At 65.7% G+C, this 25,385-nt stretch carries 21 protein-coding genes; 8 read left to right on the top strand and 13 right to left on the bottom strand.

Annotated features, from left to right (window positions below):
• Nucleotides 1-8 precede the first annotated feature (8 nt).
• From AC2VNO_RS18020 to AC2VNO_RS18010, 3 genes are all read right to left on the bottom strand, one after another.
• Nucleotides 9-656 carry a hypothetical protein gene (locus tag AC2VNO_RS18020; protein WP_486935421.1) on the bottom strand — a complete coding sequence of 216 codons (648 nt, stop codon included), beginning with the start codon at nt 654-656 and terminating at the stop codon, nt 9-11.
• Nucleotides 657-836: 180 nt separating this feature from the next.
• Entirely contained in the window at nt 837-1,865 is a 1,029-nt protein-coding gene (gene pyrB / locus AC2VNO_RS18015; RefSeq protein WP_486935420.1) for an aspartate carbamoyltransferase, read from the bottom strand.
• 83 nt (nt 1,866-1,948) lie between these two features.
• Nucleotides 1,949-2,626 (bottom strand): IclR family transcriptional regulator, encoded by a 678-nt coding sequence (locus AC2VNO_RS18010; RefSeq protein WP_486935419.1) that lies wholly within the window; start codon nt 2,624-2,626, stop codon nt 1,949-1,951.
• Between the two features lie 199 nt (nt 2,627-2,825).
• Between AC2VNO_RS18010 and AC2VNO_RS18005 the strand changes: the two genes are divergently transcribed.
• From AC2VNO_RS18005 to AC2VNO_RS17995, 3 genes are all read left to right on the top strand, one after another.
• Entirely contained in the window at nt 2,826-5,162 is a 2,337-nt protein-coding gene (locus AC2VNO_RS18005; protein ID WP_486935418.1) for a cytochrome P450, read from the top strand.
• A 172-nt stretch (nt 5,163-5,334) separates the two neighbouring features.
• On the top strand, nt 5,335-6,396 hold the full coding sequence (locus AC2VNO_RS18000) for a TRAP transporter substrate-binding protein (RefSeq protein ID WP_486935417.1): 1,062 nt from the start codon (nt 5,335-5,337) through the stop codon (nt 6,394-6,396).
• A 163-nt stretch (nt 6,397-6,559) separates the two neighbouring features.
• Nucleotides 6,560-6,985: a hypothetical protein gene (locus AC2VNO_RS17995; RefSeq protein ID WP_486935416.1), complete on the top strand. Its 426-nt coding sequence runs from the start codon at nt 6,560-6,562 to the stop codon at nt 6,983-6,985.
• An 11-nt stretch (nt 6,986-6,996) separates the two neighbouring features.
• Here AC2VNO_RS17995 and chrA read toward each other — a convergent pair whose 3' ends face one another.
• Together chrA and AC2VNO_RS17985 are read right to left on the bottom strand one after the other, a co-directional pair.
• Nucleotides 6,997-8,361 (bottom strand): chromate efflux transporter, encoded by a 1,365-nt coding sequence (chrA, locus tag AC2VNO_RS17990; protein ID WP_486935415.1) that lies wholly within the window; start codon nt 8,359-8,361, stop codon nt 6,997-6,999.
• Between the two features lie 117 nt (nt 8,362-8,478).
• Nucleotides 8,479-10,410 (bottom strand): sigma-54-dependent Fis family transcriptional regulator, encoded by a 1,932-nt coding sequence (locus AC2VNO_RS17985; protein WP_486935414.1) that lies wholly within the window; start codon nt 10,408-10,410, stop codon nt 8,479-8,481.
• 238 nt (nt 10,411-10,648) lie between these two features.
• Between AC2VNO_RS17985 and AC2VNO_RS17980 the strand changes: the two genes are divergently transcribed.
• The 3 genes from AC2VNO_RS17980 to qhpG all read left to right on the top strand — a co-directional run bounded on the left by AC2VNO_RS17980 (nt 10,649) and on the right by qhpG (nt 14,880).
• Nucleotides 10,649-12,133, top strand: coding sequence for an aldehyde dehydrogenase family protein (locus AC2VNO_RS17980; RefSeq protein WP_486935413.1), 1,485 nt, complete (start codon nt 10,649-10,651; stop codon nt 12,131-12,133).
• A 93-nt stretch (nt 12,134-12,226) separates the two neighbouring features.
• A complete protein-coding gene (locus tag AC2VNO_RS17975; protein WP_486935412.1) occupies nt 12,227-13,540 on the top strand; it encodes a hypothetical protein in 1,314 nt (437 codons plus the stop codon).
• The gene (qhpG, locus tag AC2VNO_RS17970; protein ID WP_486935411.1) at nt 13,540-14,880 is read left to right on the top strand and encodes a flavin-dependent monooxygenase QhpG; all 1,341 of its coding nucleotides are present in this window, start codon (nt 13,540-13,542) and stop codon (nt 14,878-14,880) included. Before AC2VNO_RS17975 ends, qhpG begins: the two co-directional genes overlap by 1 nt.
• Here the strand turns inward: qhpG and AC2VNO_RS17965 are convergent.
• The 6 genes from AC2VNO_RS17965 to peaA all read right to left on the bottom strand — a co-directional run bounded on the left by AC2VNO_RS17965 (nt 14,805) and on the right by peaA (nt 21,722).
• On the bottom strand, nt 14,805-15,488 hold the full coding sequence (locus tag AC2VNO_RS17965) for a S8/S53 family peptidase (RefSeq protein WP_486935410.1): 684 nt from the start codon (nt 15,486-15,488) through the stop codon (nt 14,805-14,807). The two genes, qhpG and AC2VNO_RS17965, sit on opposite strands and share 76 nt — an antisense overlap.
• A complete protein-coding gene (locus tag AC2VNO_RS17960; protein ID WP_486935409.1) occupies nt 15,479-17,173 on the bottom strand; it encodes an ABC transporter ATP-binding protein in 1,695 nt (564 codons plus the stop codon). Before AC2VNO_RS17960 ends, AC2VNO_RS17965 begins: the two co-directional genes overlap by 10 nt.
• 72 nt (nt 17,174-17,245) lie before the next feature.
• Nucleotides 17,246-18,346 carry a quinohemoprotein amine dehydrogenase subunit beta gene (peaD, locus tag AC2VNO_RS17955; RefSeq protein ID WP_486935408.1) on the bottom strand — a complete coding sequence of 367 codons (1,101 nt, stop codon included), beginning with the start codon at nt 18,344-18,346 and terminating at the stop codon, nt 17,246-17,248.
• Between the two features lie 14 nt (nt 18,347-18,360).
• Nucleotides 18,361-18,714 (bottom strand): quinohemoprotein amine dehydrogenase subunit gamma, encoded by a 354-nt coding sequence (qhpC, locus tag AC2VNO_RS17950; protein WP_486935407.1) that lies wholly within the window; start codon nt 18,712-18,714, stop codon nt 18,361-18,363.
• Complete coding sequence (gene peaB / locus AC2VNO_RS17945) at nt 18,711-20,138, bottom strand: quinohemoprotein amine dehydrogenase maturation protein (protein WP_486935406.1); 1,428 nt, start codon at nt 20,136-20,138, stop codon at nt 18,711-18,713. Before peaB ends, qhpC begins: the two co-directional genes overlap by 4 nt.
• A gap of 21 nt (nt 20,139-20,159) precedes the next feature.
• A complete protein-coding gene (gene peaA / locus AC2VNO_RS17940; protein WP_486935405.1) occupies nt 20,160-21,722 on the bottom strand; it encodes a quinohemoprotein amine dehydrogenase subunit alpha in 1,563 nt (520 codons plus the stop codon).
• A gap of 336 nt (nt 21,723-22,058) precedes the next feature.
• Here peaA and AC2VNO_RS17935 point away from each other — a divergent pair, with 336 nt between their 5' ends.
• Nucleotides 22,059-22,505: a hypothetical protein gene (locus AC2VNO_RS17935; RefSeq protein WP_486935404.1), complete on the top strand. Its 447-nt coding sequence runs from the start codon at nt 22,059-22,061 to the stop codon at nt 22,503-22,505.
• A 27-nt stretch (nt 22,506-22,532) separates the two neighbouring features.
• Here AC2VNO_RS17935 and AC2VNO_RS17930 read toward each other — a convergent pair whose 3' ends face one another.
• On the bottom strand, nt 22,533-22,886 hold the full coding sequence (locus AC2VNO_RS17930) for a MerR family transcriptional regulator (protein ID WP_486935403.1): 354 nt from the start codon (nt 22,884-22,886) through the stop codon (nt 22,533-22,535).
• Nucleotides 22,887-22,982: 96 nt separating this feature from the next.
• On the opposite strand from AC2VNO_RS17930, the gene AC2VNO_RS17925 reads away from it, so the two are divergent.
• Complete coding sequence (locus AC2VNO_RS17925; RefSeq protein WP_486935402.1) at nt 22,983-23,879, top strand: alpha/beta hydrolase family protein; 897 nt, start codon at nt 22,983-22,985, stop codon at nt 23,877-23,879.
• 1 nt (nt 23,880) lies between these two features.
• Here the strand turns inward: AC2VNO_RS17925 and AC2VNO_RS17920 are convergent, their stop codons facing one another.
• Entirely contained in the window at nt 23,881-25,311 is a 1,431-nt protein-coding gene (locus AC2VNO_RS17920) for an aminotransferase-like domain-containing protein (RefSeq protein WP_486935401.1), read from the bottom strand.
• Nucleotides 25,312-25,385 lie beyond the last annotated feature (74 nt).

Below are 25,385 nucleotides of genomic sequence, written 5' to 3'. Positions count from 1 at the left end.
GATATTGCTCAGGTGGTCAGTACCCGCTCTTCGGCATATTGAGCAGCTATGTCGTTCACGGAGATGCAGGTGTACTTGATCACGAAGAAAGCCAGCGTGGCCGGGCAGTGGAAGCTCTCCTCGAAGCGCTCCACATGGGCACCGCGGCCGCGGGTGACGCTGGCGCGGTAGGTGTCGCCCGCCTTGGTCAGCCTGACCGTGGCCTGGCTGTCGGCTTCCTGCTTCTGAAGCACCAGCTCACGCTGGCGGGTCAACAGTTCACCGAGCATCTTACCGCCCTCGCGTTCCTCGGGTGTGGCCCACACTTCCTGATCCCGTTCGCCATACTGGTACAGCATGATGGCGGGCAAGATGGAAAAGATGGCGCCGGTCAACAGCCAGGTGAGCTCGGCTCCCGTGGGGGAAAGCGAGAACACGGCGAACAGCTGCAGCACGAAGCCGGCCAGTAGAATAGCGGCCAGCGGGCGCCACATGCGCGGGTTCATGACCGGCTTGCCCAGGGTATGGCCCCACAGGCCGGCTGCCACCAGCGCACCGAGCAGAAGCGTTACGACTCCCCAGAGCGGGCCGCCGCCCAGCAGCAGGGCAATGGCGCCAATCGCCACCAGGGCACTGTAGAAGACCGCCAACAGTATGTAAGCGCGTTCCAGAGTCATGCGTCACATCTCCTTTCTACCGGTTGCCGTGGGCGGCAACGCCGTTGTTATTCGAGCATGTCGTTCGCGTGGTCGGCTCGAAGAAGCCTTTCGTCAGGGTGGCAGCCAGCGGCCACCGTCACAGCTTCGCACATTACGCGTTGCTGAACAGCATAGCGAGGCCCAGCGTTGGCTGCATTGTCAGAGTGTGCCGTCGTCCACACCGACCCGCTCGGGCACGAACCAGCGTACCGGACGCAGGTCCTTCTCGATCAGATCGTCCACCTGGAGCAGGGTGGCGAAAATCGCCATGCGCACCGGAATGCCGTTGTCGGTCTGGCGGAAGATCGCCAGGCGTGGGTCGCCGTTGAGATCCACGTCGAGGTCGTTGGCATCCGGGCGGCTGTCACGGGGCAGCGGGTGCATGACGATGGTGTCGCGGCCGCAGCGCTTGTCCATGAAGGCGCGGTCGACGGTGAAATCCCGCGACAGGCTGAACCCTTCGCTCATCTCGGCGGTGAAACGCTCCTTCTGGATACGGGTGGTGTAGACCACGTCGACGTCGCTGTAATCGTCAGCCAGGCTGGGGCGCTCTTCGACGCGGTGGCCTCGGGAGGTGACCAGATCGATCAGGTAGCTCGGCATCTCCAGCCCGGGCGGGGCCACCAGGGTGATGCGCATGGGATCGTAGAGCGACAGCAGCTTGATCAGCGAATGCACGGTGCGGCCGTACTTGAGGTCGCCGGTCAGCAGCACGTGAGCGTCGGCCAGCCGCTTGCCCAGACGGGCGAACTCCTTGTCGATGGTATAGAAGTCGAGCAGTGCCTGGCTGGGGTGTTCGCCGGGGCCGTCGCCGCCGTTGATCACCGGCACGTGGGTGGCGGCGGCGAACTCCGCCACCGAACCCTGATCGGGGTGGCGCATGACGATGGCGTCGCAATAGCCGCTCATCACCCGGCTGGTGTCGTAGAGCGACTCACCCTTCGCCATCGACGAGAAGGTGAAGCCGGTGGTATCGCACACGCTGCCGCCCAGGCGGCAGAATGCGGTGTGGAAACTCACCCGGGTACGGGTGCTGGCCTCGAAGAACAGATTGCCGAGCACGGCCCCTTCCAGCACCCGCGTTACCTGACGGCGCTGTGCGATGGGCTCCATGCGGGCGGCGACGCGCATCAGGTGATCGACGCGGTCGCGGGACAGGGAATCGACGGAGAGCAGGTGGGGACTCATCGAAGGCCTCGAAGGTGGCAGCGAAGGGTGGCCCGTAGTGTAACGCTACCGGCGCCTGGCTTCACTGGCGTGATGTCGCGCATTCAGCGGCCTACCAACTCCGCCAGCTGTAGTGCGTGTGCCTTCACCTCGCGTATTGCCCGTTCAGTGTCGAGGTCGTCCATTGCCACTACGCCAACGCAGGCCTCGATGCCGGTCCGGAAATGCGAGGTGGCAACGGGGCTGGCCACCCCCACGGCACCGCGCTGAAGCTGTCCGCGGGTCAGGCTGTAGCCATCGCGGCGTGCCTGGCGAACCGCTTCGTTGTCGGCTTCGCTTGGTGCACGTCCGGCAAGGATGGCGATACCCGCCGCACCCTGCGTCAGCGGATGGCGGCTGCCGACCCTGTAGCCGACCCGCAGCAATCCTTCATCCGGTTCCGCCACCCGGATCACCACGCACTCTTCGCCTTGGGCCACCGAGATAAAGGCGGTGGCCCGAGTGGCCTTGGCCAGCGCTTGCAGTAGCGGCTGGGCTACCGCACTCAGCTGTGGTTCGAAGTGTGAGGCCAGCAGCGAAATGCCCGCGCCCAGGCGCAGCGGGCCCTCGGCGGAGCGAACCACCAGCCCGTGCTGCTCCAGGGTGGTGACGATGCGGTAGGCGATTGCGCGATGCACGTCCAGCTGCTCGGCTAGCTCGGCAACGCTAACTCCCTTGGTGTGCTCGGCGATGATCTCGAGCGCGCGCAGGCCGCGATCCAGTGTTTGCAGGGTGGTGGCCATCGAACGGAATTCCTCGAGTCGATTATGGCTGGGCATGGTAGCGCAGCCGACGGGGATTGACGTCACCGTCGAAACTGCCTATGTTCAGGTCTGTGTCGTTAAACGACATTATATGTGCGATAAAAGTAACAATCAAAATGCAGCCAACAAAAGCACAGCCCATGAAAGCCACGAATCACGACAGCTCTGCGGGGGCATCATGACTTCAACGACTCGACGCACCGCAAGCGGCTGCCCTTTCCATGACGCCGAAGAGCGGCCCCTGGCACCCAACGGGTGTCCCGTGTCGCCCCAGGCGGCAACCTTCGACCCCTTTGACCGCCCTTACCAGATCGACCCCGCCGAGGCGCTGCGCTGGTCTCGCGATCAGGAGCCGGTGTTCTACAGCCCCAAGCTCGGCTATTGGGTCGTGAGCCGCTATGCCGATATCAAGGCGATCTTCCGCGATAACCTCACCTTTTCGCCCTCGATCGCCCTGGAGAAGATCACTCCGGCAAGCCGAGAGGCCCAGGCGGTGCTCGAGCGCTATGACTACGGCATGAACCGCACGCTGGTGAACGAGGACGAGCCGGCCCATATGGCTCGTCGACGCGAGCTGCTCGAGGCCTTCTCTCCCGAGGCGCTGGAAGCCCACGCACCAATGGTGCGACGCCTGGTACGTGAGAAGCTCGACGCCATCATCGACCATGGCCGCGCCGACCTGGTTGGCGAGATGTTCTGGGAGGTCCCGCTCACGGTCGCGCTGCACTTCCTCGGCGTACCCGAGGAGGACATGGAGCAGCTGCGCCGCTTCTCGGTGGCCCATACCCTCAATACCTGGGGGCGACCCTCGCCCGAGCAGCAGGTCGAGGTGGCCGAGGGTGTCGGCAAGTTCTGGCAGTATTCGGGACAGGTGCTCAAGAAGATGCAGGATCATTCCAGCGGCCACGGCTGGATGTACGACATGATCGAGAAGAATCGGCAGAAGCCGGACGTGGTGACCGACAACTACCTGCATTCGATGATGATGGCAATTATCGTCGCTGCCCACGAGACCACCGCCCTGGCCACCGCCAACGCTTTCCGCCAGCTGCTTTCAAGGCCTTCCGTATGGGCCGAGCTGTGCGATAACCCAGAGCTGATCCCCGCTGCGGCGGAGGAGTGTCTGCGTCATTCCGGCTCGGTAGTGGCCTGGCGGCGCATCGCCACCCGTGATGTCGAGGTGGGTGGCGTTGCCATCCCCGAGGGCGGCAAGATCCTGATGGTGACGGCCTCGGCCAATCACGATCCGGCCCATTTCGAGAATCCCGACGAACTCGACATCTATCGCGATAACGCCGTCGACCACCTGACCTTCGGTTACGGCAGCCACCAGTGCATGGGCAAGAACCTGGGGCGCATGGAGATGCGCATCTTCCTTGAGGAGTTCACGCGGCGCCTGCCGCACCTGGAACTCGAGGATCAGGCGTTCACCTTTCTGCCCAACACCTCCTTCCGCGGCCCTGAAGCCCTGTGGGTGCGCTGGGACCCGGCGCAGAACCCGGAACGCCGCGACCCAAGGGTGCGCTCTGCCCAGCGCGACTTCCCGGTAGGAGCACCGGTGGCCCACAGTATCGTGCGGCGAGTTCGCGTGACTCGTGCCGAGCCAGAGGCGGAGGGCATACTCGGTGTGACCTTGGCCGACCCCGCCGGACGGAAACTACCGGCGTGGACGCCAGGCTCGCATCTCGACGTGGTGCTGCCCATCGGCGAGGCGCGCAAGTATTCGCTATGCGGCCCGGCGGAGTCCGGCGACTGGCGCATTGCTGTGCTGAACGAGGAGGCCGGTCGCGGCGGCTCACGCTGGATGCATGAAGCGGTGCGCGAAGGAGTCGAGCTGCGCGTGCGCGGGCCCAAGAACCACTTCCGCCTCGATGAAACGGCGCAGCACTACCTGTTGATCGCAGGGGGCATCGGCATCACCCCGATCGTGGCCATGGCCGACCGGCTCAAGCGCCTGGGCAAGTCCTATGAGCTGCATTACGCCGGTCGTTCCCGCGCCAGTATGGCTTTCATCGAGCGGATCGAGCATGACCACGGCGAGGCGCTACGGCGCTATGCCAAAGACGAAAACCAGCGGCTCGACCTCGCATGCCTGCTTGCCGAGCCGGACGCGGGCACGCTGCTCTACGCCTGTGGTCCGGAGCGGCTGCTCACGGCGCTGGAGGCCGGCACCACTCGCTGGCCGGCAGGCAGCCTGCACGTGGAGCATTTCACTGCCGAGGGTGCGCTGCTCGATCCTGATAAGGAGCACGCTTTCCAGGTCGAACTCGCCGACTCCGAATTCGTCGTCGAGGTGGCGCCGGATCGTACCTTGCTGCAGGCGCTGCGCACCGCCGGCGTCGATGTGCCCAGCGACTGTGAGGAAGGGCTGTGCGGCTCCTGCCAAGTCGAGGTGATAGAGGGTGAGATCGACCACCGGGACAAGGTGCTCACCGCCGCGGAACGCGCCGGCCAGGACCGCTTGATGAGCTGTTGCTCACGCGCCAAGGGCAAGAAGCTGGTGCTGGCCCTCTAAAAGTGGCTGCGCTCGGCCATACGGCGTTAAAAATCAGCTCAAAGTACTCATTTACAGCTCGTAAACGCCGTCTTTTCGCTGATTTTTGCCTTGTCTAGCCATCGCTCGCTCACTTTTTACTATTAACAAGACCTACGCCAACCCTGACAACCGGGACTCACGAGGAACGACAATGAAAATACACAAGCTCGCGACACTGACGACACTCACTGCGCTCTCTTTCGGTGCCTTCCAGGGCGCTGCTGCTACCGAACTGCAGGTCAGCACCTGGGCGGGTCCCAACCATGGCGTCAACACCATTGTCTGGCCGACCTGGGCGAGCTGGGTGGAAGAAGCCACCCAGGGCCGCGTTACCGTCAACGTGGTCCACGACATGGGGCCGCCCAACGCCCAGATGGAGTTGATAGCCGACGGCGTGGCCGATGTCACTTGGCTGTTCCATGGCCTGATGCCGGGTCGCTTCGAGCTGACCAAGCTGCCCGAGCTACCCACCTTCGAGGACTTCTCTTCCGAAGCTGCCTCGGTGGCCTATTGGCGCACGCATAATGAGTACTTCGCCGATGCCGGTGAGCATCGCGGCGTCGAAGTAATCGGTGTGGGCGTGCATGGGCCGGGTTCGATGTTCCTCAACCAATCCATCGACAGCCTCGACGACCTTCGCAGCAAGCGCGTGCGCATCGGCGGCGGCGTGATGGGTGATATCTCCAACGCCCTGGCGCTGACCGGCGTGGCGCTACCGCCAGCCAGCACCTACGAGGCGGCGACCCAGGGTGTCATCGATGGTGCCATGCTGACGCTGGAGGGCCTCAAGAGCTTCCGTCTGGCCGAGGTGCTGCCCTACACGGTGCAGATGCCGGGTGGCTTCTATCGTGGCAGCTTCTCGCTGGTGATGAACCCCGATACCTGGGCCTCGCTTTCCGCGGAAGACCGCGAGGCGATCGAAAGCGTCTCAGGCGAGAAGCTCTCGCGCCTGTTCGGCTACATGATGGATGTGGTCGACGTGCGCGGCATTGAATTCGCCGAGCAACAGGGCAACACCTTCATCGAGCTACCGGCCGAGGAGATCGAACGCTTCCAGCAGCTGGCCGCCGCTCTGCCGGGGGAGTGGAAGGAAGCGGCCGGTGCCAAGGGTGTCGATGGTGAAGCCGCCCACGCTTACTTCTTCGAGCAGCTCGACGCCGCCGAGGGCGATGAGGGGCTGTCGCAGGACGAGGTAATCGACCCCGAAGCCTGATCTTCATCTTTCGTTACCTCTGCGAGCGCGGCCCTGGCCGCGCTCGTTGGCATTTACGACAGAGCCGATATTTGTTTCAAATGCAACTATTTTGACCTCAGTCAATGCTGCCCAAGGGGAGAGAGTCGATACTGCTGAAAACGCACCGGAAGGGAGAGACGTCATGAATCAGGCACCCAGGACGACATGGTGGGAGCGTCTTTGCGAAGGCAGCTACCGCGCCACCACGCGACGGCTGGTCCGCGAGATCGAGGCGGAATCGCCCAAGGTTTACAGCGAGATGCTTCAGGATCTGAAAACGCCTTTGGAGCCTGCCTTCGAGCGTGAGGTCGCCAGACATCTCGACCGCGGTGGTTATCGCGCCTTCGTACCTGCCGATACCCTAATGCCGGCCATGCTTCAGCGCTTCGGTATCGAGCAGGCCTGCGTCACCGACCACGTCAGCTATCCCAGCCTGCGCGGCAACTGCAATGCCTGCCCGGTGGCCGGCTACTGCTGGGGCGCCATGCGTCGCGAGGCGGGGGTCGACGAGTGTCGCGCCTTCTGCCCCAACGCGGCGGCCTTCGAGCGGCTGGCCGAGACCGCCTGACGCTACGTGCGCTATAGCAGGGCCAACAGTACGCCGGCCAGGGCGCAGGCGCCCAGCACCTTGAGCATGCCGACGCCGAAGCGGAATATCGCCAGCAGGGCCGCCACAGAGAGGGCCAGGGCTGCCAAGTCCAGGCTGGCGACATCGGGTACCAGCAGGCGCAGTCCCGCGCCTCGCCACTCGCCGACCTCGGCGAATACCACGTGCAGGCCGAACCACACCGCCAGGTTCAGCACCACGCCCACCACCGCCGCGGTGATCGCTGTCATGGCGCCGCTCAGCGCGGCGTTGTCGCGCAGGCGTTCGACATAGGGTGCGCCGAGAAAAATCCACAGGAAGCAGGGCACGAAGGTGACCCAGGTGACGAGCACCGCAGCCAGGGTGGCAGCCAGCCAGGGGTCGAGAGGCGCGGCGTCGCGGAAGGCGCCCATGAAGCCGACGAACTGAACCACCTGGATCAGCGGGCCGGGTGTGGTCTCGGCCATGCCCAGGCCGTCGAGCATCTCGCCCGGTGCCAGCCAGCCGTAGCTCTGCACCGCCGCCTGGGCCACGTAGCTGAGCACCGCGTAGGCGCCGCCGAAGGTCACCACCGCCATCTGGCTGAAGAAGGTGGCGATCTGGCTGAACACGTTGGCCGGGCCCAGTGTGAGCAGCAGCAGAGCCACCGGGGTCAGCCACAGCGTCAGGAAGATACCCGACACTTTCAGCGACCAGGCGCGGTTGGGCCGCGCGTGGTCGGGCAGCTCGGCGCCCAGCAGTGAATCGCTATCGGCCAGGCCGCCGGACTCACTTCCACCATGCCCGCCGCCGACGCGGAACAGCGGCGAGCCGGCCTTGCCGCCGAGAAAGCCGATCAGCGCCGCGCCCAGGATGATCAAGGGAAAGGCGATATCGAAGAAGAAGATAGCGACGAAGGCGGCTGCGGCGATGCCCAGCATGACATTGTTGCGCAGGGCGCGTTTGCCGATGCGTACCACCGCGTTGATCACGATGGCCAGCACCGCCGCCTTGAGGCCGAAGAACAGTCCTTCCACCACCCCGACGTTACCCAACGCGGCGTAGAGATAGCTGAGCGCCAGAATGCTGATGAAGCCGGGCAGCACGAACAGCGTGCCGGCCAGCAGGCCGCCCTTGGTGCGATGCATCAGCCAGCCGATGTAGATCGCCAGCTGCTGCGCCTCCGGCCCGGGCAGCAGCATGCAGTAGTTGAGCGCATGCAAAAAACGGTTCTCGCCGATCCAGCGCTTCTCTTCCACCAGAATTCGATGCATCACGGCGATCTGCCCGGCCGGGCCGCCGAAGCTGAGCAGGGCGATGCGCAGCCAGACGGCAACGGCATCTCGAAAAGGAATGTTGTGCGGCAGGGGCGGCTGCATGTTGTCTCCAGTCAGGGCAGGGCTCGAGTCGAAGGCAAGCCTATCCTAACTGCTCGAGATGACGGCGTCGTGTGGTATGCCCGTCCATACCGACAGTAGCGCTAACACCAAAGATGCCTATCCCAGCCGTCGGTAGAGCGTCGAGCGGCTGATGCCGAGAGCGCGAGCGGCTGCAGTCATGTTGCCGCCGTGGGCCTCGAGGGTGCGTACCATATGGTTATGCTCCAACTCACGCAGCACTTGTGGGCTTCCGATGAGCTCCTCTGTCGCTTTCGGCGCAGCGGTGGGGTTGTCAGTGACGCCTGCCTGCAGTTTGCGTTGCCAGCGCAGCGAAAGCCCTTCCAGGGTCAGGCGTTGGCACTCAGGTTCGGTACCCACCAGGGCAGCCTCCAAGCAGTGCTCCAGCTCCCGCCAGTTGCCGGGCCATGGGTAAGCGGCCAAACGTTCCCCCAGGCTCTCATCCAGGATCACGTTGCGGCCATGGCGCTGACACAGCGAATTCCAACGTTCACGAATCCGGCCTGCGAGATCGGCTTGCTCGTCAAGGGTGGGAAGCTCCACGACCACCCCGGCCAGACGGTAGAAGAGATCTTCGCGGAAGTCGCCGGCCGCCACCAGAGCCTCCAGGTCGCGATGGCTGGCGGCGATCACGCGGCAGTCGATGGGCACCTCGCGGTGATCGCCCAACGGCGTCACTACCCGCTCCTGCAGTACCCGCAGCAGCCGGGCCTGGAGCGCCAACGGCATGTCGCCGATCTCGTCGAGCAGCAGAGTGCCGCCGTTGGCCTGTATCAGGCGACCGCCATACCCCCCCTTGCGTGCTCCGGTGAAGGCACCGTCGCCGTAGCCGAAGAGCTCCGCTTCGATCAGGCTCTCCGGCAGCGCTGCGCAGTTGAGCGCTACGAAAGGTCGTTGTCCTCCCAGGCTGGCGTGCAGCGCCTGGGCCAGTTGCTCTTTTCCGGTCCCGGTTTCACCCTGTAGCAGTACCGGCAAGCCCGCGGACAGGGCTCGTGCGGCGCGGTGTGCCTCCCGAGCCAAGGCCGTGGGCCAGCTCGCTATGAGATCGTCCAATTGTCGGCCAACAGGTGGCGTGGCGGGTTGCGGCGACGGTACGCGAATGACCTCGGCCGGCTGCCACTTCTCGGGAGGATTGAGACGGCCAAATAGCCGGCCGCCGGTCAGTTCCAGGCCCAATAGCTCGGATTGCCCTTCACACTGCTGCTGAAGTGTCGGCCAGAGACTGCCCAGTAGCTCCTCGATTGAGCGTCCGACCAACGAGGCGGTGGTATGCCCCAGCCACTGGGTGGCCTGAGTATCCACCGCCAGGATCAGGCCCGCATCGTTGATTGCCACCAGGCCGCAGCTCACGCTGTCCAGCTCGGCCAGTGAGGCGTGCACCTGAAGCACCCAGCGCTGCTGGTAATGATGAAGGAAGAGTCGCTGCTCCAGTGCCCCGGTGAGCTGCTGCACCCGGCGCAAGAAAATCTCGGGGCGCGGATGGTTGGCCTCGAAGGTGAGGTCGATCAGACCCAGACAGTCGCCGTTGAGGTCGAACAGCGGGGCGGCCACGCAGGAGACCGGGTTGTCGGGGAACAGCAGATGCTCGCAGGACTTGACCAACACCGGAGCCCGTTCGATGAGCGCCAGGGCCGGCGCATTGGTGCCGAACCAGCGCTCGTCCAGGTTGATGCCTGCCCCGATGCGTAGACGCTCGTCCAGTACGAAATTCCGCCCGTAGCTTTTTAGTATGGTGGCATCAGGGGTGGCGAGCAGCAGCTGGCAGCCGCGCAGATCCTCGGTCATCTGGCTGACCAGAGGGTCGGCGAGTGCGATCAGGCGGCGATGTTGCTCGCATTGGAGGCGCAATTCGCGACTGTCGAGTCGCGGCAGGTCGAGCCGAATGCCTGGGCTAAGGCCATGTTCCAGACAGCGCTGCCAGGAACGGCCGATGCTGGCATCGAGCAGATCCATTGGCAGCTGGCCACGGCTCAGGTGCTCACGGGCTTGGCGAATCACGTCGGGGGTTCTCAGGGCGGCTCGGGTGTTCATGGGCCTCTCCCAGCGAGTCGGCGAAGTGTCCCAGGATGCGACAGCCGTCGTGTCCGGCGACACGACAGCGCTGCTGCGTTTACCAAGGTGTTCCACAACCCGCTGATAATATTATGTTTGTTCTGTTCGATTTCAGCTGGCACGGGGCTTGCTAACACTTTGCTGAAGACGTCACAAGGCCCTGCGGTGCCAGCATGGTCTTCCGACAATCATAATTCAGCCCCATAGGAGCACAACCATGACGCAGCTCTCCAGCACTATCCAATCCTGGCTGGACAAAAGCCACGCCCATTTCATCGGTGGAGAGTGGCTTCCCGCCGCCAGCGGACGAACCCTGGACGTCTACAACCCCGCTACCGCCGAGGTGATCAGCCGGGTTCCCGCAGGCGATGCTGCGGATATCGACGCCGCGGTTGGTGCGGCCCGGGAGGCCTTTCGCGACTGGCGCAAGTCGCGACCGGCGAGGCGCGAGAAGTTGCTGCTTGATCTTGCCGATGCCCTGGAGGCGCGCGCCGACGACTTCGCCCTGCTCGAGACGCTGGACAACGGCAAGCCGGTAACCTTCTCGCGGCACATGGATGTGAATCTGGCCATCGATTTCATTCGCTACACTGCCGGCTGGTCCACCAAGATCGAAGGGCGCAGCATGACGCCTTCGATGCCCTTCGTGCCCGACGACAAGCAGATCGTTGCCTATACCCGCCGCGAGCCCGTCGGTGTGGTGGGGGCGATCATTCCTTGGAACTTCCCGCTGCTGATGGCGGCCTGGAAGGTGGCGCCAGCGCTGGCCGCCGGTTGCAGCATCGTGCTCAAGCCCGCCGAGGACACTCCGCTCACGGCCCTGCTGTTGGCCGAGCTGGTCGAGCAGGTGGGTTTTCCTGCCGGCACGTTCAATGTCGTCACCGGGCTAGGCCATGAGGCGGGTGCGGCCCTGGCCGGTCACCCAGGCATCAACAAGGTGGCCTTCACCGGCTCCACACCGGTAGGTAAGCAGATCGGCCATGCCGCGATGGAGAACCTGACCCGCACCACTCTGGAACTGGGCGGCAAGTCACCGGTGATGGTGCTGGCCGATGCGGATGTCGAGGGCGCTGCCGCCGGCGCCGCCCAGGCGATTTTCTTCAATCAGGGCCAGGTGTGCACCGCCGGCTCGCGGATCTATGTTCACGAGTCGATCCACGACGCTTTCGTCGCCAAGCTCGCCGAGCAGGCCCAAGGCTTGACCCTGGCACCGGGCTGGGAACCGGCCTCTACCCTTGGCCCGCTGGTCTCCGCCAAGCAGCAGAAGCGCGTGCTCGATTATATCGATCAGGCACGCGGCGATGGCGGTATTATCGTGACTGGCGGCGGCACGGGGCGCGACACCGGCTACTTCGTCGAGCCCACGGTGATCACCGGCCTGGCGCAGGACAGCCGCTGCGTACAGGAGGAGATCTTCGGTCCGGTAGTAGTGGTGCAGACCTTCCGTGAGCTGGACGAGCTGGTGACCCTGGCCAACGACTCGCCCTACGGATTGGCCGCCAGTATCTGGTCCAACGACCTCTCGGCAGTCAATCGCCTGGTGCCGGAGATCGAGGCCGGTAGCGTCTGGGTCAATGGCCATAACCTGCTGGATGCCTGCATGCCCTTCGGTGGCTTCAAGCAGTCGGGTATCGGTCGCGAGCTCAGCGACTCCTTGATCGAGCATTACACCGAGCAGAAGTCCGTCGTCATGATCGTTTGAGATAGGTCGTTTGAGATAGGTCGTTTGAGATAGGTCGTTTGAGGCAACCGGGCCCTGACACCGGCCGGGGCCCTTCCATGCAAGGGGAAGAGAATGAACAAGAACAACACCTCGGCACCTCTGTGCGGGACGCTGGGCGGTCTGCTGCTGGCCGTCACCCTGCCCGCCAATGGCTACGAGATGGCCGATCTCGGCCACTCCACGGTGGACATCGACATCCAGGCGCTGCTGGGCGCTTTCCATAGCGATCGGGGCTATGCCAACGGGGCGGCCGAGGCGCGCCGCTACCGCTGGCAGGAGGGCGTGCTGACCCTTGGGGCCGAACTCAACCCCAAGGAGAGTGGCCTCTATGGCCGGGTCAGCACCGTGGGCACCGCCACCTGGGGGGATGGCGACGCTGCCGGCTTCACTTCCGGCAACGAGCGCGAGCTGGAGCTGGAGGACGCCTTCCTCGGCTACCGCAGCGAGTCGCTGGGCGACCCGGGCTCGCCCTGGCGTCTGGACGTCTCCGCCGGGCGCCAACCGATCATCCTGGGCGACGGCTTCCTGGTGGCCGGCGATGCCACCAGCCTGGGGGACGCCCTGGGCGACGAGCTGGACCGCGGCGGTGCCTATTATCTGGCCGGGCGCCAGGCCTTCGACCGCACCGCCATGGTGACGTTGGGCCGCGAGGGCTGGCAGGGCCAACTGGCCTGGTTCGAATCGGACAATCCGGCCCAGGCCAGTACCGAGATGGCTGCTCTGACCCTGGCTCACGATCTCGGCAGCGGCCTGGTGGAGGCCACCTACCTGCGTGGCCTGGGCGTCGAAGAGGCCGAGGCCGATGAGTTCCTGGCCCAGCGCGATGGCATGGACGTCTATGGATTGCGCTTCGAGCAGCGCCTGCTGGACGAGGCCTTGAGCCTGCGCGGCGAGCTCGCCCATCAGCGCAAGGATACCCGTGAGAATGCCTGGGCCGTTGAGCCGGCATGGACCTTCAGCGAACTGCCCGGCCAGCCTACCCTGTCGCTGCGCTACAGCCGCTTCTCCGAGGGCTGGGATCCTCTCTTCTTCGGCGCCACACGTGGCTATGGCACCTGGTTCCAGGGCGAGGTGGCGGCCAACTACGCCGGCCCCTTCAACAGCAACGCCGAGGTGTGGCGGCTGGGTCTGGAGGGCTCGATCAATGAGGCCCTGAACCTGGGGCTGCTGGCCTACGACTTCTCCAGCCGCGATACCGTCGACCAGCCCGACATGGGCGGCCGGGAGTACAACCTCTATCTCGAGTGGCTGCCCACCGAGTGGCTCTATGTCTCGCCGCTGCTTGGCTGGTACGCCCCCGACAGGAGTGCGGAACAGGGCGGCACCCAGCTTGGCGATGACGATACGTCCTTCTATGCCCAACTGCTGGTGGGCGTGTTCTTCTGATGAGCGATGAGGCGGTGCTGATCGCCGGTGGCGGCCCTGCCGGGGCTGCCCTGGCGATGTTGCTGCATCGCGCCGGCCGGCGGGTCACCGTGGTGAGCCGCTGTCGCGATTATCGTGCCATCGAAGGTATCTCACGCCGAAGCCTTCAGGCCCTGCAGGGCCTTGGGTTGGCTCGGGCCGCTGCCTGCGCGGTTGGGCCCTTGCCACGCCGGGTTACCTGGGCGGGCGAAGCGCGGGCGCCCAATGCCGAGTGGCTGCTGCCCCGGCCCGATTTCGATGCGGCCCTGATGGAGGACCTGGGCGCAGCCGGCATCACCGTGATCGAGGCGCGGATAAGCAGGTTCGTCAGTGGTGGCGAGGAAGTGCGGCTCACCCTGGCGGACGGTCGGGTGCTGAGGGCCGGCTGGGGCGTGGAGGCCCGGGGCCGGGCGGTGGCGAGGCGCCAATTCCACGACACTGCCCCCTGGTCGGTTCCTGCCTGGATCCTGCGCGGCGAGGCCGCGGACATCGCGCCGGCCAGCGCCGCCTTGTCGCTGCCCGCCGGCGGTTGGGCCTGGTGGTCGCGCCTTCTCGGCCAGCAGTACCTGCAGCTGGCGTTACCGGAACCGACCCTGGCACAGGCTCGCCGTGATCCGGCCCTCTGGCTGGCAGCCCAGCCGGCCTTGGCTGAGCTCTGGGGCGAGAGCTCCATCCAGCATCACTATCAGCGCCCCAGCATGCTGGGGCGCACCCGCGTGCGGGAAGGGCGAGTGTGGCGGCTAGGGGACGCTGCCATGGCCATCGATCCCCTCTCCGGCCAGGGCATCTTCAATGCGCTCTCCTCTGCCCATGGCCTGGCGCCGGTTCTCAATAGCCTGATCGAAGGAGCCAGCCTCGCCCCTCTGGAGCGTTTCCACCAGCGGCGTCAGGACGCCCAGTACTGGCGCTTCGCGCGGGCCGGGCGGGACTTCTATCGCCAGGCCATGGCTGCCGACCCCGCCCCTTACTGGGCTGCGCGCTGCCACTGGCCCGATCTCCGGCCGCTGCACGTGCCGGAGACTTGGGCACACGTTCGGGTCGGCCGCGGGCTGGCTGTCGTCGGCACCCGCCTGGTCGAGCGGGACCTCGTCTTCACCTCGGATCAGCCCTTGGGGATCCAGGCGGTGGCAGGAGTGGCCCTGGCGCCGCTGGTCGGGGCCATGCAGGCCGAGGATAGCGCCCGGGTGGCTGCGCTACTGGCCGAGGCGGGTTCTGCGGTCCCTGCGGTGAGCCGTTGGTGGTCGGATCACCTTGATTGGCCGGCGTTGCCGGCGGTAACCCCTGCCACCGCCGTTTCTCCATCCGCTACTGCCAACCAGTAGCCCAGCGCATGGGCTGCGGCGAAGCTGGCGCCGCCGAGGGGCCCTGGCATTCCGAGCGGTGGCGGCCCCTCTTGCCAAGGCTGCCAGGCGTCCTGACCTTGCTGGGCCGCCCAGACGCAGGCGTACCAGCGTCCGTCATGGCCCTGGCGCGGTGGGCCGGGTGGCAGGCCCGCGGCACCGCTGACTGCCACCACCCCAGGCCAGGCCGCCGGATAGACCGGCGCCCCGAAACGTGGGCTCGCGGCAACGATCCGTGTACCCGCGGCCTGTAGACGTTCCACCGCCGCCTGCAGCCTTGCATCGGTGCGGGGCAAGCCCAGGCTGCACAGCAGCCAGGCCGGGGGTGCCTCGGCCTGCCACTCGAAGGCCGCTGCCAGGGAGGCAGCATTGGCAGTCAGACGCTCCTCGAAGAGTTTGTAGAGGGCAACTTCCAGCCGTGGGAGCGGCAGGTAATGGCCCAAGGTGGCGAGGATGGCACGGCCATGGCCCAGGCGATCCTCGGGACCGCTGGGGGCATGGCAGCGCACCAGCCTGGGGCTGGAATCGGTGTCAGAGCCGATACCGCTATCGATAATTCCAATGCACGGTGAGCGCCTCGTCATGGACATGGCGTTGCCGCCTCCATGACGATCAGCCGTCCTCCTCGGAGATGATAACGGGCATCCAGGTTACTGAAGTGCCCCCCTTGGTGGCTGATGATCAGCCGGGTGGTATCGCCCAGCACTTCGTCGAGCAGGACATCGAAGGCCCGCGCGGCCTCGGGATCCAGGGCTGCGGTGGGCTCGTCCAGCAGCACCAGGCGAGGCTTCTTGAGCAGCGCCCGGGCCAGGGCCAGGCGCGCGCGTTGGCCGCCGGAAACCTTGCCGCCCAGGTCGCCGAGTTCGGTCGCGAGGCCTTGCGGCAGGCCGGACAGCCAGCCGCCGAGGCCCACCCGCGACAGCGCCTCGATCAGCTCGGCATCGCTGGCCTCGGGGGCCAGGGCGCGCAAGGCCTCGGCCAGGCTGCCGCGCAGCAGGCTGGGGTGCTGCTCCACCCAGGCCACTTGCTTCAGCCAGTGGCGGCGGGCGAGTTCGGCGAGCGGTACGCCATCCACGCGAATCTTGCCCGCCTCGGGGGTTTCCAGGCCCAACAGCAGACGGATAAGACTGCTCTTGCCGGCTCCCGAGGGGCCGTCGATGAGCACCTTGCTGCCCGGCGCAAGCGTGAGATCGACACCGTCCAGCAGCCAGTCCGCCAGTCCCGAGTGGCGGAAACGTACCCCTTCGAGGCGAAGCGCCCCGGGCCCCGACGGACATGCGCCTTGGTAGGGATCGCTCATGGTGGGCTCGGCGAAGAGCTCGGCGAGACGAGTCGCGCTGACCCGGGCTCGCTGCCAGCCACCGTAGAGGCCCAGCAGGCCGCCGATGGGCGCCATTACCATGCCCAGGTAGGCCAGCAAGGCCACCAGCTCGCCCAGCTGCAGGCGCTCCTGGATTACCAGATAGCCACCGCCCAGCAGCACCCCGGCCCGGGCCAGAGCGAGGATCAGCTGAGGGCCCATGTCGCTGAGAAAGCCCACCCAGCGGACTGCCAGCAGGCGCCTCAGTTGATCGTGGCCGAGTCCCTGGAGGCGATTGAGCCGCGCCGCCTCCAGGGCCTGGCCCTGGAACCAGGGGCCATGCGCGAGGGTGTCCTGCCAGAAGCCGGAGATATCGCCGCTCTGTTCCCGCAGCGCCTGTTGGCGCTGGGTCAACGTCGGGCGCCAGGCGCGCAGCCAGAGCCACTGGATGGGCACCAATACCGCTACCAGGAGCATCAAGGTGGGGCTGAACAGTCCGATCATGGCGAGTGCCCCGACCAGCCCCAGCAGATTGCTGAACCCGCTGAGCAACCCGTCCAGGGCGAAGCCCTGAAGGATCGACAGGTCGCCATCGAGCCGGCTCATCAGGTCGCCCCGGCCTCGGGCCTGCCAGCGGGCCGGGGCCAGGCGCAGCAGATGGCGCAGCAGGGAGCGGCGCAGCGACAGCAGGAGCCGGGCGGAGAGCGCCACATGCTGAAGGCGCGTCAGCCCCTGCAAGCCCAGGGCGGAGAGCCCCACCGCTACCAGGGCGCCGACATAGGCAGCCACCGTGGTGAAGTCGCCCTGCATCAGGCCGTGATCGATCAGTCGCTGGGTGAGCAGCGGGGGCAACAGCGCGAGCAGGGTCGCCACCAGGCTCAGCGCCAACAGCCGCACGAGTGCCGGACGCCGCGCCCTTAGCGGGCGATAGAGCCAGCTCCAGGGCAGCGACCGGAACGTCTCAGGCTCGCTCATCGGCATCTCCTCAGCAGAAGTGGCCGGCGACTCTCAGGGAGCCCCGGCCAAAGAGCACTACGCAGCGGCAATCTAGAAGCGCGCCACCTTCAACGTGGCCGTGCTCATGTCACCGGGCAGGCGGATGCGTCCCAGGTCGTTGAAGTCGTCATCGTAGATGGCGATATCGCTGGAGGCACCGCCCACATAGATGCGCGAGCCGTCGTAAGAGGTATTGATGACATAGTAGGTGTGGTCGAGGTCGATCACCCGGACGATCTCCCGCGTTCTGGCGTCCAGCTTGCTGAGTTGGGTGTAGACGCCGTAGAAGACGTCGCGCTCCCGGGGATCCGAGACCATGGAGAAGATGATGAACTCGAAGGGAGCGATCTCCTTGTTCTCGGTCTCGCCGGTGGTCAGGTCGATCCGGCTGATGCCCCAGTGCCAGGCCTCGTTCTCCTCGCCGGGGTGTTCCGCCACCGTGTAGGGACGCACGAACTCGTCCGTGACCTCGCCGATGGTCCACATCGCCAGGGAGTCGGGTGGGCTGAAGTCGGGTCGATCCCAGTTGCGGTTGGCGATGGCGATCTCGGTCTCGCCGCTCTGCGGATCGACCCGGTAGATGTCGGCTCCAGCAAGGTAGAGGTAGCCATCTGCGGCGGCGCCCATGGTGGTGACCTGGCGTGGAGCGGGGAAGGTGGCCAGGGGCTTGGCGTCGAGGCCCGCCGAGGTGTCATAGACCGCCAGCAGCGGTTCGAGTACCTCGTAGCGATCGCGGTGGAGACGTACCCGATCCTGCACCGTGTAGAGGCGGCTACCGTCTGGGCTCACTGCCAGTGAGGCGAGCACCTTGGCGCGCACGTCGCCCTCGGACTGCTGGGCGCGGAACACCTCCTCGCAGCTGGTGAGATCGATGCCCACCACGTCCTCCCAGCGGTTGTGCAGCACATAGGCGATGCGCTCGTCCGGAGAGAGCTGCAGGGTGCCGGAGCCGAAGGCGCCCACCACGTCACAGGTACGCACCACCTCCCGGGCCTCGGGATCGATCACATAGAGCTGGTTGGGACGGGCCATGGTCACCAGGTACTCGCGGACTTCGTCGGCGCCGGTCTCACCGGCGCCGGCGGTATCAGCCACCAGGGGCTGGGCGGCGAGGGCTAGCAGGCCCGTCAGGATCAGGTTGAGTCGTTTCATCGTAAGGCTCTTCATCACTGATCCCCTCCCGGGTAGACGCTGTCGAGCTTGCGCCAGTCATCCTCGGCGCGATCGGCCCCATCCCCCCAGTGGGGGTAGGTGTTCATGGTGTCCGGCACCTGAGCGGGCCACCAGCAGGGGTCGGCGCAGCCGTAGAGATCCGCCTCCATGGGCTGGCACAGCGAAGCCACGCCGCCGAAGGGGTCCACCTCCCAGCCCGGGTCGAAGCTGGAGGTACAGCCGGCAATGGTCTGCATGGCCTGGACCTCTTCCAGGGCCTCCGGGGTCGCGGCTCGCTCCATCTCGCGGGCCTTGCGGTTGAGGGGCGCCAGCCCCAGCTCGGTAAAACTCTTCTTGTTGTGAGTCATGCGCTTTGCCTCCCGGCCAGGGGGCCGTCGAGAAAATCGGGGTTGTGACGCAGGATGCGGGCATAGGCCTGAATGCCGAAGTCGACCCAGTCGCGCATCAGATCGCAGTAGTGGTAGGTGGGGGTCATGACGTCGCCGTAGCGGGCGTAGCTCTCGTGGTAGCAGCCGCCGGAGCAGAGGTTGCGGATGCGACAGTTGCTGCAGCCGCGCTCGGAGCGGTCGCTCCTGGCCTCGATGAACTGCTTGAGGCCGGCGTGGTCGAGTCCCTCGCTAACGCTGCCGAAGGTGGGCATCTCTGAGCCGGTAAAGCGATGACAGAGATGCACGTCGCCGGCATGGTCGACCGACACCAGCCCCAGCCCGGCGCCGCAGGGCACCGCCTTGCTGCGCCCCTCCCAAAGATCGGTGAGCAGCTGGTTGAAGTTGCCGAAGCCGATGTCGCGGTCCTGGATGGCAGCCTCGACTGCACGCTCGCCGAGCTCGACCATGCCATCGAAGACCTGCTTGAGCTCCTCACTGGTCAGGTTGTAGGCGGCCATGTCCCCGGAGGTGACCGGGGCGAAGCCCGCCTCGGCGAAGCCCAGCTCGTTGACCAGGTGGTCGTGGATACCGACCACGTCGGTGATGCCACGGGTCAGAGTGACCCGGGCGCCCACCGGCCGTGAGCGGTAGCTGGCCAGCAGCGGCGCGATACGCTTGGCCACCAGGTCGTAGGTGCCCTGGCCGTTGACGGCGATGCGATTCTTGTCGTGGATCGCCTTGGGGCCGTCCATGCTCACCGTCAGGCCGAAGCGGTGGGCGTCGAAGAAGGCGATCTTTTCCTCGCTCAGCAGGGTGGCGTTGGTAGTCAGGGTGAAGTCCACCGCCTTGCCGAGCCCGTGAATGCGCGCCTCGGCCCAGTCGACCACCTGACGGATCAGCGGCATATTGCTGAGCGGCTCGCCACCGAAGAAGACGATGTTGTAGCGGTCCCGCTGCGGGGCTTCGCGCAGCATCATCTCGACGGAGGCCTGGGCGGTGGCCAAGGCCATCTTCTTGCCGTCTCGAGGATTGTCCAGGTCTTCCTTGTAGCAGTAGCTGCAGCTCAGATTGCAGCCGGTGTTGACGTTGAGCACCACGGTGGAGAGCGGGAACTGCTCCACCTTGACGCTGGAGTTGTAGGCCTGGACGGCACCGTCGGTGATCAGCTTCAGCGCCTTGAGCTGCTCCAGACGCGCCTGGATATCGTCGCCGCTGGCGCGGCGGGTCAGGTTTTCCGGCAGCGCCCGGCTGTCGAGCCCCTCGCCGCGCCCGGCCAGGGCCAGCAGCTCCTCGCTCAGGGCATCCGGGGCGAACAGGCTGGTGGTGGGAATATGAAACCACAGCGGCCGGCCTTCCACTTCCACCCGATGCAGGTTCTGGGGGATCGCTTGCAAGATTCCCATGATGATCTCCTGGTTCTGGTGTCAGCGAAGCGGTGGGTTGTTCCAGCGCTGCACGGTAACGATCAGTTGGGCCTCGTCCTGTAAGGCTTCCTGACCCACGACGCTGGCAGTGACGCGAAGGTTGCCCACACTGTTGGCGTTGTACTGGCGCAGCGGATTGGGCCCGGCCCCGGCCGGCGAGAAGATACCGGTGGCGGCGTCCATCACGCCGGCGAACTTGGCGTCTTCGTCGCGCTCGGCGATCTCGTCCCAGGGGGTGACGCTCCAGCGTACCGGCACCTGGCCCAGGGGGATGCTCTCCTCGCCTTCACCCAGATAACCCATGGCGCTGAAGACACCGCTGACCGGCGGGGTCTTGTCATTGCCGATACGTGCCACGCCGAGAGGAGGGGTTACCTCGAGGCGATCCACCTGGCGGTAGCCAGCGAGCAGCTGCTCGTGTGTCTGTGCGCCGACACGCAGTGGCAGCCAACCGGGGGTCAGGTCGGTGCTTGCCTCGACGTTCAGCACCAGGCGGTGGTCGCTGCGTTCCACTTCCTCGCGCACGGTCACGTCCGCGCCGAGATTGATCTCACCTTCGTCAAGGCCCTGGCCCAGCAGTACCAGGCGGCTGCGTTCGCCTGCCTTCAGCGAGGCGGGAAGGCTGGCCACCAGGCCGGGTTCGTCCCCGTCACGGGGTACCATTTCCACCATCATGCCGACGGCCTCGTCGCGGTCGTCGAAGATGCGTCCGCTGGGCCGCTCGCCGGAGAGGTCCAGCACCTGCTTGAAGTCGTGGCCGTTGAGGCTCAGGCTGGCGCGCCACTCGTAGCCGGTATAGACGATGGCCTGGCCCTCGCCGGTCAGCGGGCGGCCGTTGGTAAAGGCGCCGTCGAGGCGCATGGCGTAGGCATCCTCGCCCGCGGTGGCGGTGATGGTCACATCGGCGTAGAAGTCGCCCTCGCCAGGCCAGTGGCCCCAGAGCTGCCAGTCGCCTTCGGGGGAAACCGCCTCGGCCGCCTGCCAGGTGTCCCAGGCCTCGCTTTCAAGACCCTGGGTTTCGGCCAGCCAGGGGGCGATCTCGTGCAGGGCAATGTCCAACCAGTCCCGGTCCCGGGCCATGGCCTGGTATTCGATGGTCTGGAACTGGCCTACGTGGAAGTGCACCAGATGCTCCCACTCCTCCAGCGGGCGCTGCTGCAGCTGGGCGCGACCGCCGGTGTGGCAGCGAGCACACATCTCCTGGTAGCTGGGGTGATCGAAGGACTCGATGCGGTTGAGCCGACGCTCGATCAGCTCGCGCTGGGAGGCGCTCTCTTCAGGGGCGAGCCCTTGGGTGTCTGCCAGGTACTTGACGATGTCGCGGCGCGCCTCGGCGGGTAGCTCCAGACCATGCATGATCTGCATGCGCGCCAGCGTCATGTCCCAGCCCTCCGGGGTCTTGCGCTGCTGGCTGATGCGGCTCCAGTTCTGGGAGCCATCCTGGGACTGGTGGCAGGCGGTGCAGTAACGTTCGATGGCCTCGCCACCGGGGGAGGCCTGGGAGAGGGCCGGTAACAGCAGGGACAGGCCGCACAGCCCAGCGGGAAGTGCAAATTTGATCACGGGGGCTTCTCCTGGATTATTCTTGTGGTGTTGCTTAACCCTATATAGCAAGTACCGAACCTTTCCTGTTTTTGTTATTTAAAATCAGTGTCATGAGCGTTTTGCTCTGGTTCCTGAATTGAGGTGGGAACGGTGAAGCGCGAGCCGGCTGTCCCAAGATGAAACGCTGGTGTTGCGCTCTGCAGCAGGCACGGCTGGGTACCGCCGGCGTTCCGTTGGTGATCCGTCAAGCCGCGAGTAAGTGAGGACTTACTTGATTGGTCATCTATTGAGCGGGGTCAAGGCGAGGCGTGATAGAGGCGCTACGGTAAGAACTGGCTGTAGAGGAACGCCTTGATGAATGAATCTCGACCACCCCAAGAGTCCCGCCCGCCGCCACATGACGAGAAGCAGTTGCACGATTTTCTCGAAGGCGAGCGGGCCCTGCTCGAGCTCAGGTGCTGTGAGCCAAAAGCACTGAGTGTGCTGATACATGATTTGGCTCACCCCATGAGTCCTTCGCTGGAGCAGGCCATTGCACGCAGCCTGGCCAGTCGGGAACTGGCGGATTTTTCTCCCGCCAGTTCCCTGCTACCCGTGATGATGCGACGCTTCGGCCTCGATCCGGCCGCCTGCAGCCGCGACCCGGCCATCCATTCCCTGCGTACCGTTTGCAGTGCCTGCCCCAAGGTCGCGACCTGCTGGCTGGCGCTGCGCCACGATGCCCCGCGGGAGGAGTGTCGGGAATTCTGTCCCAACGCCGAGCTCTTTGAGCAGTCGATACTTCCACCGCATAACGATTGAGCGGATCGTGCAACACATCGCAATGGCTCAGGCGGTGGCCGCACGCAGCCGCGCGAGCAGGTCATCGATCATGGCGATCTTGGCTTCGGCCTCGCGGATCTGGGTGCAGAACGCCTCGCGCTTGTGCAACAGCCGGGCTTCCAGCTCGTCGCAGAAGGGGGGCTCGGGGTGAAAGCGCGGCATCGCTTCGCGAATCTCGTCCAGGCTGAATTCCAGTTCGCGGGCTCGCCTCACGAAGCGCAGCTCGGCCAGGGTCAGCTCGGTGTATTCGCGATAGCCGTTGTCGCGTCGCGATGGGGGCGTGATCAGGCCACGTCTTTCGTAGAAGCGGATGGTGTCGCGGCCAAGCCCGCAGGCCCTTTCCAGCTCGCCGATCAGCATGAGGAAAACTCCTTGACTGTGGAGTTGGCTCCACACCTTACCATGGTTCGAGAGGCCCGCACGGCGGCAGTCCCGATATGGTGAGGAGGCAACGAGATGGCATCCCAGCTCGAGGAACGACAGCTACAAGCCAGCGACGGCGTGACCATCGCTGCCCGCTTCGTCACCCCGGAAAATCCCACGGCGGCGGTACTGATCGCCCCCGCCATGGGCGTGTCCCAGCGCTTCTATGCCCCGCTGGCACAGTGGCTGGCAGGGCAAGGGATGGCCGTGGCCACCTTCGATTATCGCGGCATGGGAGCGTCGCGGCCGGCGCGGTTGAGCGGCTTTCCGGCCACCATCATGGACTGGGCCCGGCTCGATGCGTCGGCAGTGCTCGGGGCGCTGGAGCATCAGGCGCCGGGGCTGCCGCGCTACTGGATCGGCCACAGCCTGGGCGGGCAGATACTGCCGCTGGTGGCGGGGCACGAGCGGCTCGAACGCATCGTCACCGTGGCCTGCGGCAGCGGCTACTGGCGTGAGAACGCGCCGGCGCTGAAGCGGCGTGTGTGGCTGTTCTGGTTCGGCGCCGTGCCGCTGCTCACGCCGCTGCTGGGCTATTTTCCCGGCAAGCGGCTCAATATGGTGGGCGACCTGCCGCGCGGCGTGGTCGAGCAGTGGCGGCGCTGGTGCCTGCATCCGGAGTATGTCGTAGGAGCGGAATCCGGCATGCGTGAGCGCTTCGCCGCCGTGCGTACGCCGGTGGTGTCGCTTTCCTTCAGCGATGACGACTTCATGTCGGCGCGTAACACCGAGTCGCTGCATGGCTTCTACACCAACGCCCCGCGCACCCTGCAGCGTATCCGACCCCAGGAGGCGGGCCTGGCCCGCATCGGTCACTTCGGCTTCTTCCGTGCCGAACACGAACAGGCGCTGTGGCAACGCTACCTGCTTCCGGCGCTGCAGGGCGATATGGACCAAACCGCCGAGGCGAGCGCGATCACGGGGGCTTGAATCAGGCCGGCTCTGCCTGCCCCAGCAGTGATGTTACCGCCTCGCCGACACGTCGGACGCCGGCTTCGACGGTGGGTGTCAGGGCCATGGCGTAGTTCAGGCGCAGGCAGTGGCGATATTTACCCGAGGCCGAGAACAGCGAACCTGGTGTGATGTGCAGGCCCTCGTGTGCCAGGAATTCCTTGAGGCGCACGCAGTCGATGGCGCCCGGCAGCTCCAGCCACAGCAGAAAACCACCTTGCGGATAGCTGACCCCGGTGCCCGCCGGGAAGTAGCGCGTGACCCAGTCGATCATGACGTCGCGATGTCGGCGGTACTGGCGCACCATCTCGCGCAGGTGACGCTCGTAGTGGCCGTGCTGGACGAACTCCGCCACGGCGAGCTGCGGCAGCGTGGCCGAGGCGCCGGTCGAGACGTACTTCATGTGCAGGGCCTGGTCGCGGTATCGCCCCGGCGCCATCCAGCCGACTCGCAGCCCCGGCACCAGGGTCTTGGAGAAGGCGCTGCACAGCAGCACCCGGCCATCGTCGTCGAAGCTCTTGAGGGTGCGCGGTCTGGGTGTCTCGAAGGAGAGATCGCCGTAGATGTCATCCTCGACGATGGCCACGTCGAAGCGCTGGGCCAGGGCGACCAGCGCTCGCTTGCGCGCCTCGGGCATGGTGTAACCGAGCGGGTTGTTGCAGGTGGGTGTGATCTGGATGGCCTTGATCGGCCATTGTTCCAACGCCATCTCCAGCGCTTCCAGGCTGATGCCGGTGCGCGGGTCGGTGGGAATCTCCAGCGCCTTGAGCTTCTGGGCCTTGAGAATCTGCATGGTGCCGTAGAAGCTCGGCGAGTCCACCGCCACCACGTCGCCCGGTTCGGTCAGGATGCGCAGGGCGAGAGAAAGCGCCTCCTGGCAGCCGGTGGTGATCAGCACGTCATCCGGGTGCAGCAGGCAGCCCGACTTGGTGGCCAGCCGCACGACCTGGCGGCGCAGTGCAAGGCTGCCCTGCAGGCTGTCATAGTTGAGACCGTGGGCCGCCACGTGGCGGTGCAGGGTAGCCAGCTGGCGCTGCAGGGGGCGCAGGCTGGCGGCGGCAAGATCGGGGATTCCGCGCCCCAGCATAAGCAGGCGATCCTCCTCGGGGGAGCGCGCCACCAGCTCAAGCACTTGGTCCCATTGGGAAACGTCGAGCGGGCGCTGGGCGGGGCGGGATACCTTCGGCAGCAGGCTTGGGGTCGGACGGGGCAATACGTAGTAGCCCGACCGAGGGCGCGCCTGCGCCAGGCCGGCTTCCTCGAGGCGACGATAGGCCTCCTGCGCCGTCGAGATGCTCATACCCAGCTCGCTGCAGAGCGCACGCACTGAGGGTAGTCGATCGCCGACACGGTACTGGCCCTGCTCGATACGCTGAGTCAGGGTCTGCGCTACTTGTTCGTAACGTTTCATGACAGATTCGCTCAGCTGCTCCCGCTTTGCGGTACAGGTGGTGAGGGAAGGGGCGATACAGCGTTAGAATAGTG

The organism is Halomonas sp. TH-94, from assembly GCF_057473365.1.
The sequence above is the reverse complement of the archived record's forward strand: the minus strand, read 5'-3'. Positions and strand labels throughout refer to the sequence as shown.

What these genes read in the sequence shown, in the direction of transcription:
- AC2VNO_RS18020 (WP_486935421.1), bottom strand. Translation starts at nt 656, where the DNA reads ATGACTCTGGAACGCGCTTACATACTGTTGGCGGTCTTCTACAGTGCC.
- pyrB (WP_486935420.1), bottom strand. Translation starts at nt 1,865, where the DNA reads ATGAGTCCCCACCTGCTCTCCGTCGATTCCCTGTCCCGCGACCGCGTC.
- AC2VNO_RS18010 (WP_486935419.1), bottom strand. Translation starts at nt 2,626, where the DNA reads ATGGCCACCACCCTGCAAACACTGGATCGCGGCCTGCGCGCGCTCGAG.
- AC2VNO_RS18005 (WP_486935418.1), top strand. Translation starts at nt 2,826, where the DNA reads ATGACTTCAACGACTCGACGCACCGCAAGCGGCTGCCCTTTCCATGAC.
- AC2VNO_RS18000 (WP_486935417.1), top strand. Translation starts at nt 5,335, where the DNA reads ATGAAAATACACAAGCTCGCGACACTGACGACACTCACTGCGCTCTCT.
- AC2VNO_RS17995 (WP_486935416.1), top strand. Translation starts at nt 6,560, where the DNA reads ATGAATCAGGCACCCAGGACGACATGGTGGGAGCGTCTTTGCGAAGGC.
- chrA (WP_486935415.1), bottom strand. Translation starts at nt 8,361, where the DNA reads ATGCAGCCGCCCCTGCCGCACAACATTCCTTTTCGAGATGCCGTTGCC.
- AC2VNO_RS17985 (WP_486935414.1), bottom strand. Translation starts at nt 10,410, where the DNA reads ATGAACACCCGAGCCGCCCTGAGAACCCCCGACGTGATTCGCCAAGCC.
- AC2VNO_RS17980 (WP_486935413.1), top strand. Translation starts at nt 10,649, where the DNA reads ATGACGCAGCTCTCCAGCACTATCCAATCCTGGCTGGACAAAAGCCAC.
- AC2VNO_RS17975 (WP_486935412.1), top strand. Translation starts at nt 12,227, where the DNA reads ATGAACAAGAACAACACCTCGGCACCTCTGTGCGGGACGCTGGGCGGT.
- qhpG (WP_486935411.1), top strand. Translation starts at nt 13,540, where the DNA reads ATGAGCGATGAGGCGGTGCTGATCGCCGGTGGCGGCCCTGCCGGGGCT.
- AC2VNO_RS17965 (WP_486935410.1), bottom strand. Translation starts at nt 15,488, where the DNA reads ATGTCCATGACGAGGCGCTCACCGTGCATTGGAATTATCGATAGCGGT.
- AC2VNO_RS17960 (WP_486935409.1), bottom strand. Translation starts at nt 17,173, where the DNA reads ATGAGCGAGCCTGAGACGTTCCGGTCGCTGCCCTGGAGCTGGCTCTAT.
- peaD (WP_486935408.1), bottom strand. Translation starts at nt 18,346, where the DNA reads ATGAAACGACTCAACCTGATCCTGACGGGCCTGCTAGCCCTCGCCGCC.
- qhpC (WP_486935407.1), bottom strand. Translation starts at nt 18,714, where the DNA reads ATGACTCACAACAAGAAGAGTTTTACCGAGCTGGGGCTGGCGCCCCTC.
- peaB (WP_486935406.1), bottom strand. Translation starts at nt 20,138, where the DNA reads ATGGGAATCTTGCAAGCGATCCCCCAGAACCTGCATCGGGTGGAAGTG.
- AC2VNO_RS17935 (WP_486935404.1), top strand. Translation starts at nt 22,059, where the DNA reads ATGAATGAATCTCGACCACCCCAAGAGTCCCGCCCGCCGCCACATGAC.
- AC2VNO_RS17930 (WP_486935403.1), bottom strand. Translation starts at nt 22,886, where the DNA reads ATGCTGATCGGCGAGCTGGAAAGGGCCTGCGGGCTTGGCCGCGACACC.
- AC2VNO_RS17925 (WP_486935402.1), top strand. Translation starts at nt 22,983, where the DNA reads ATGGCATCCCAGCTCGAGGAACGACAGCTACAAGCCAGCGACGGCGTG.
- AC2VNO_RS17920 (WP_486935401.1), bottom strand. Translation starts at nt 25,311, where the DNA reads ATGAAACGTTACGAACAAGTAGCGCAGACCCTGACTCAGCGTATCGAG.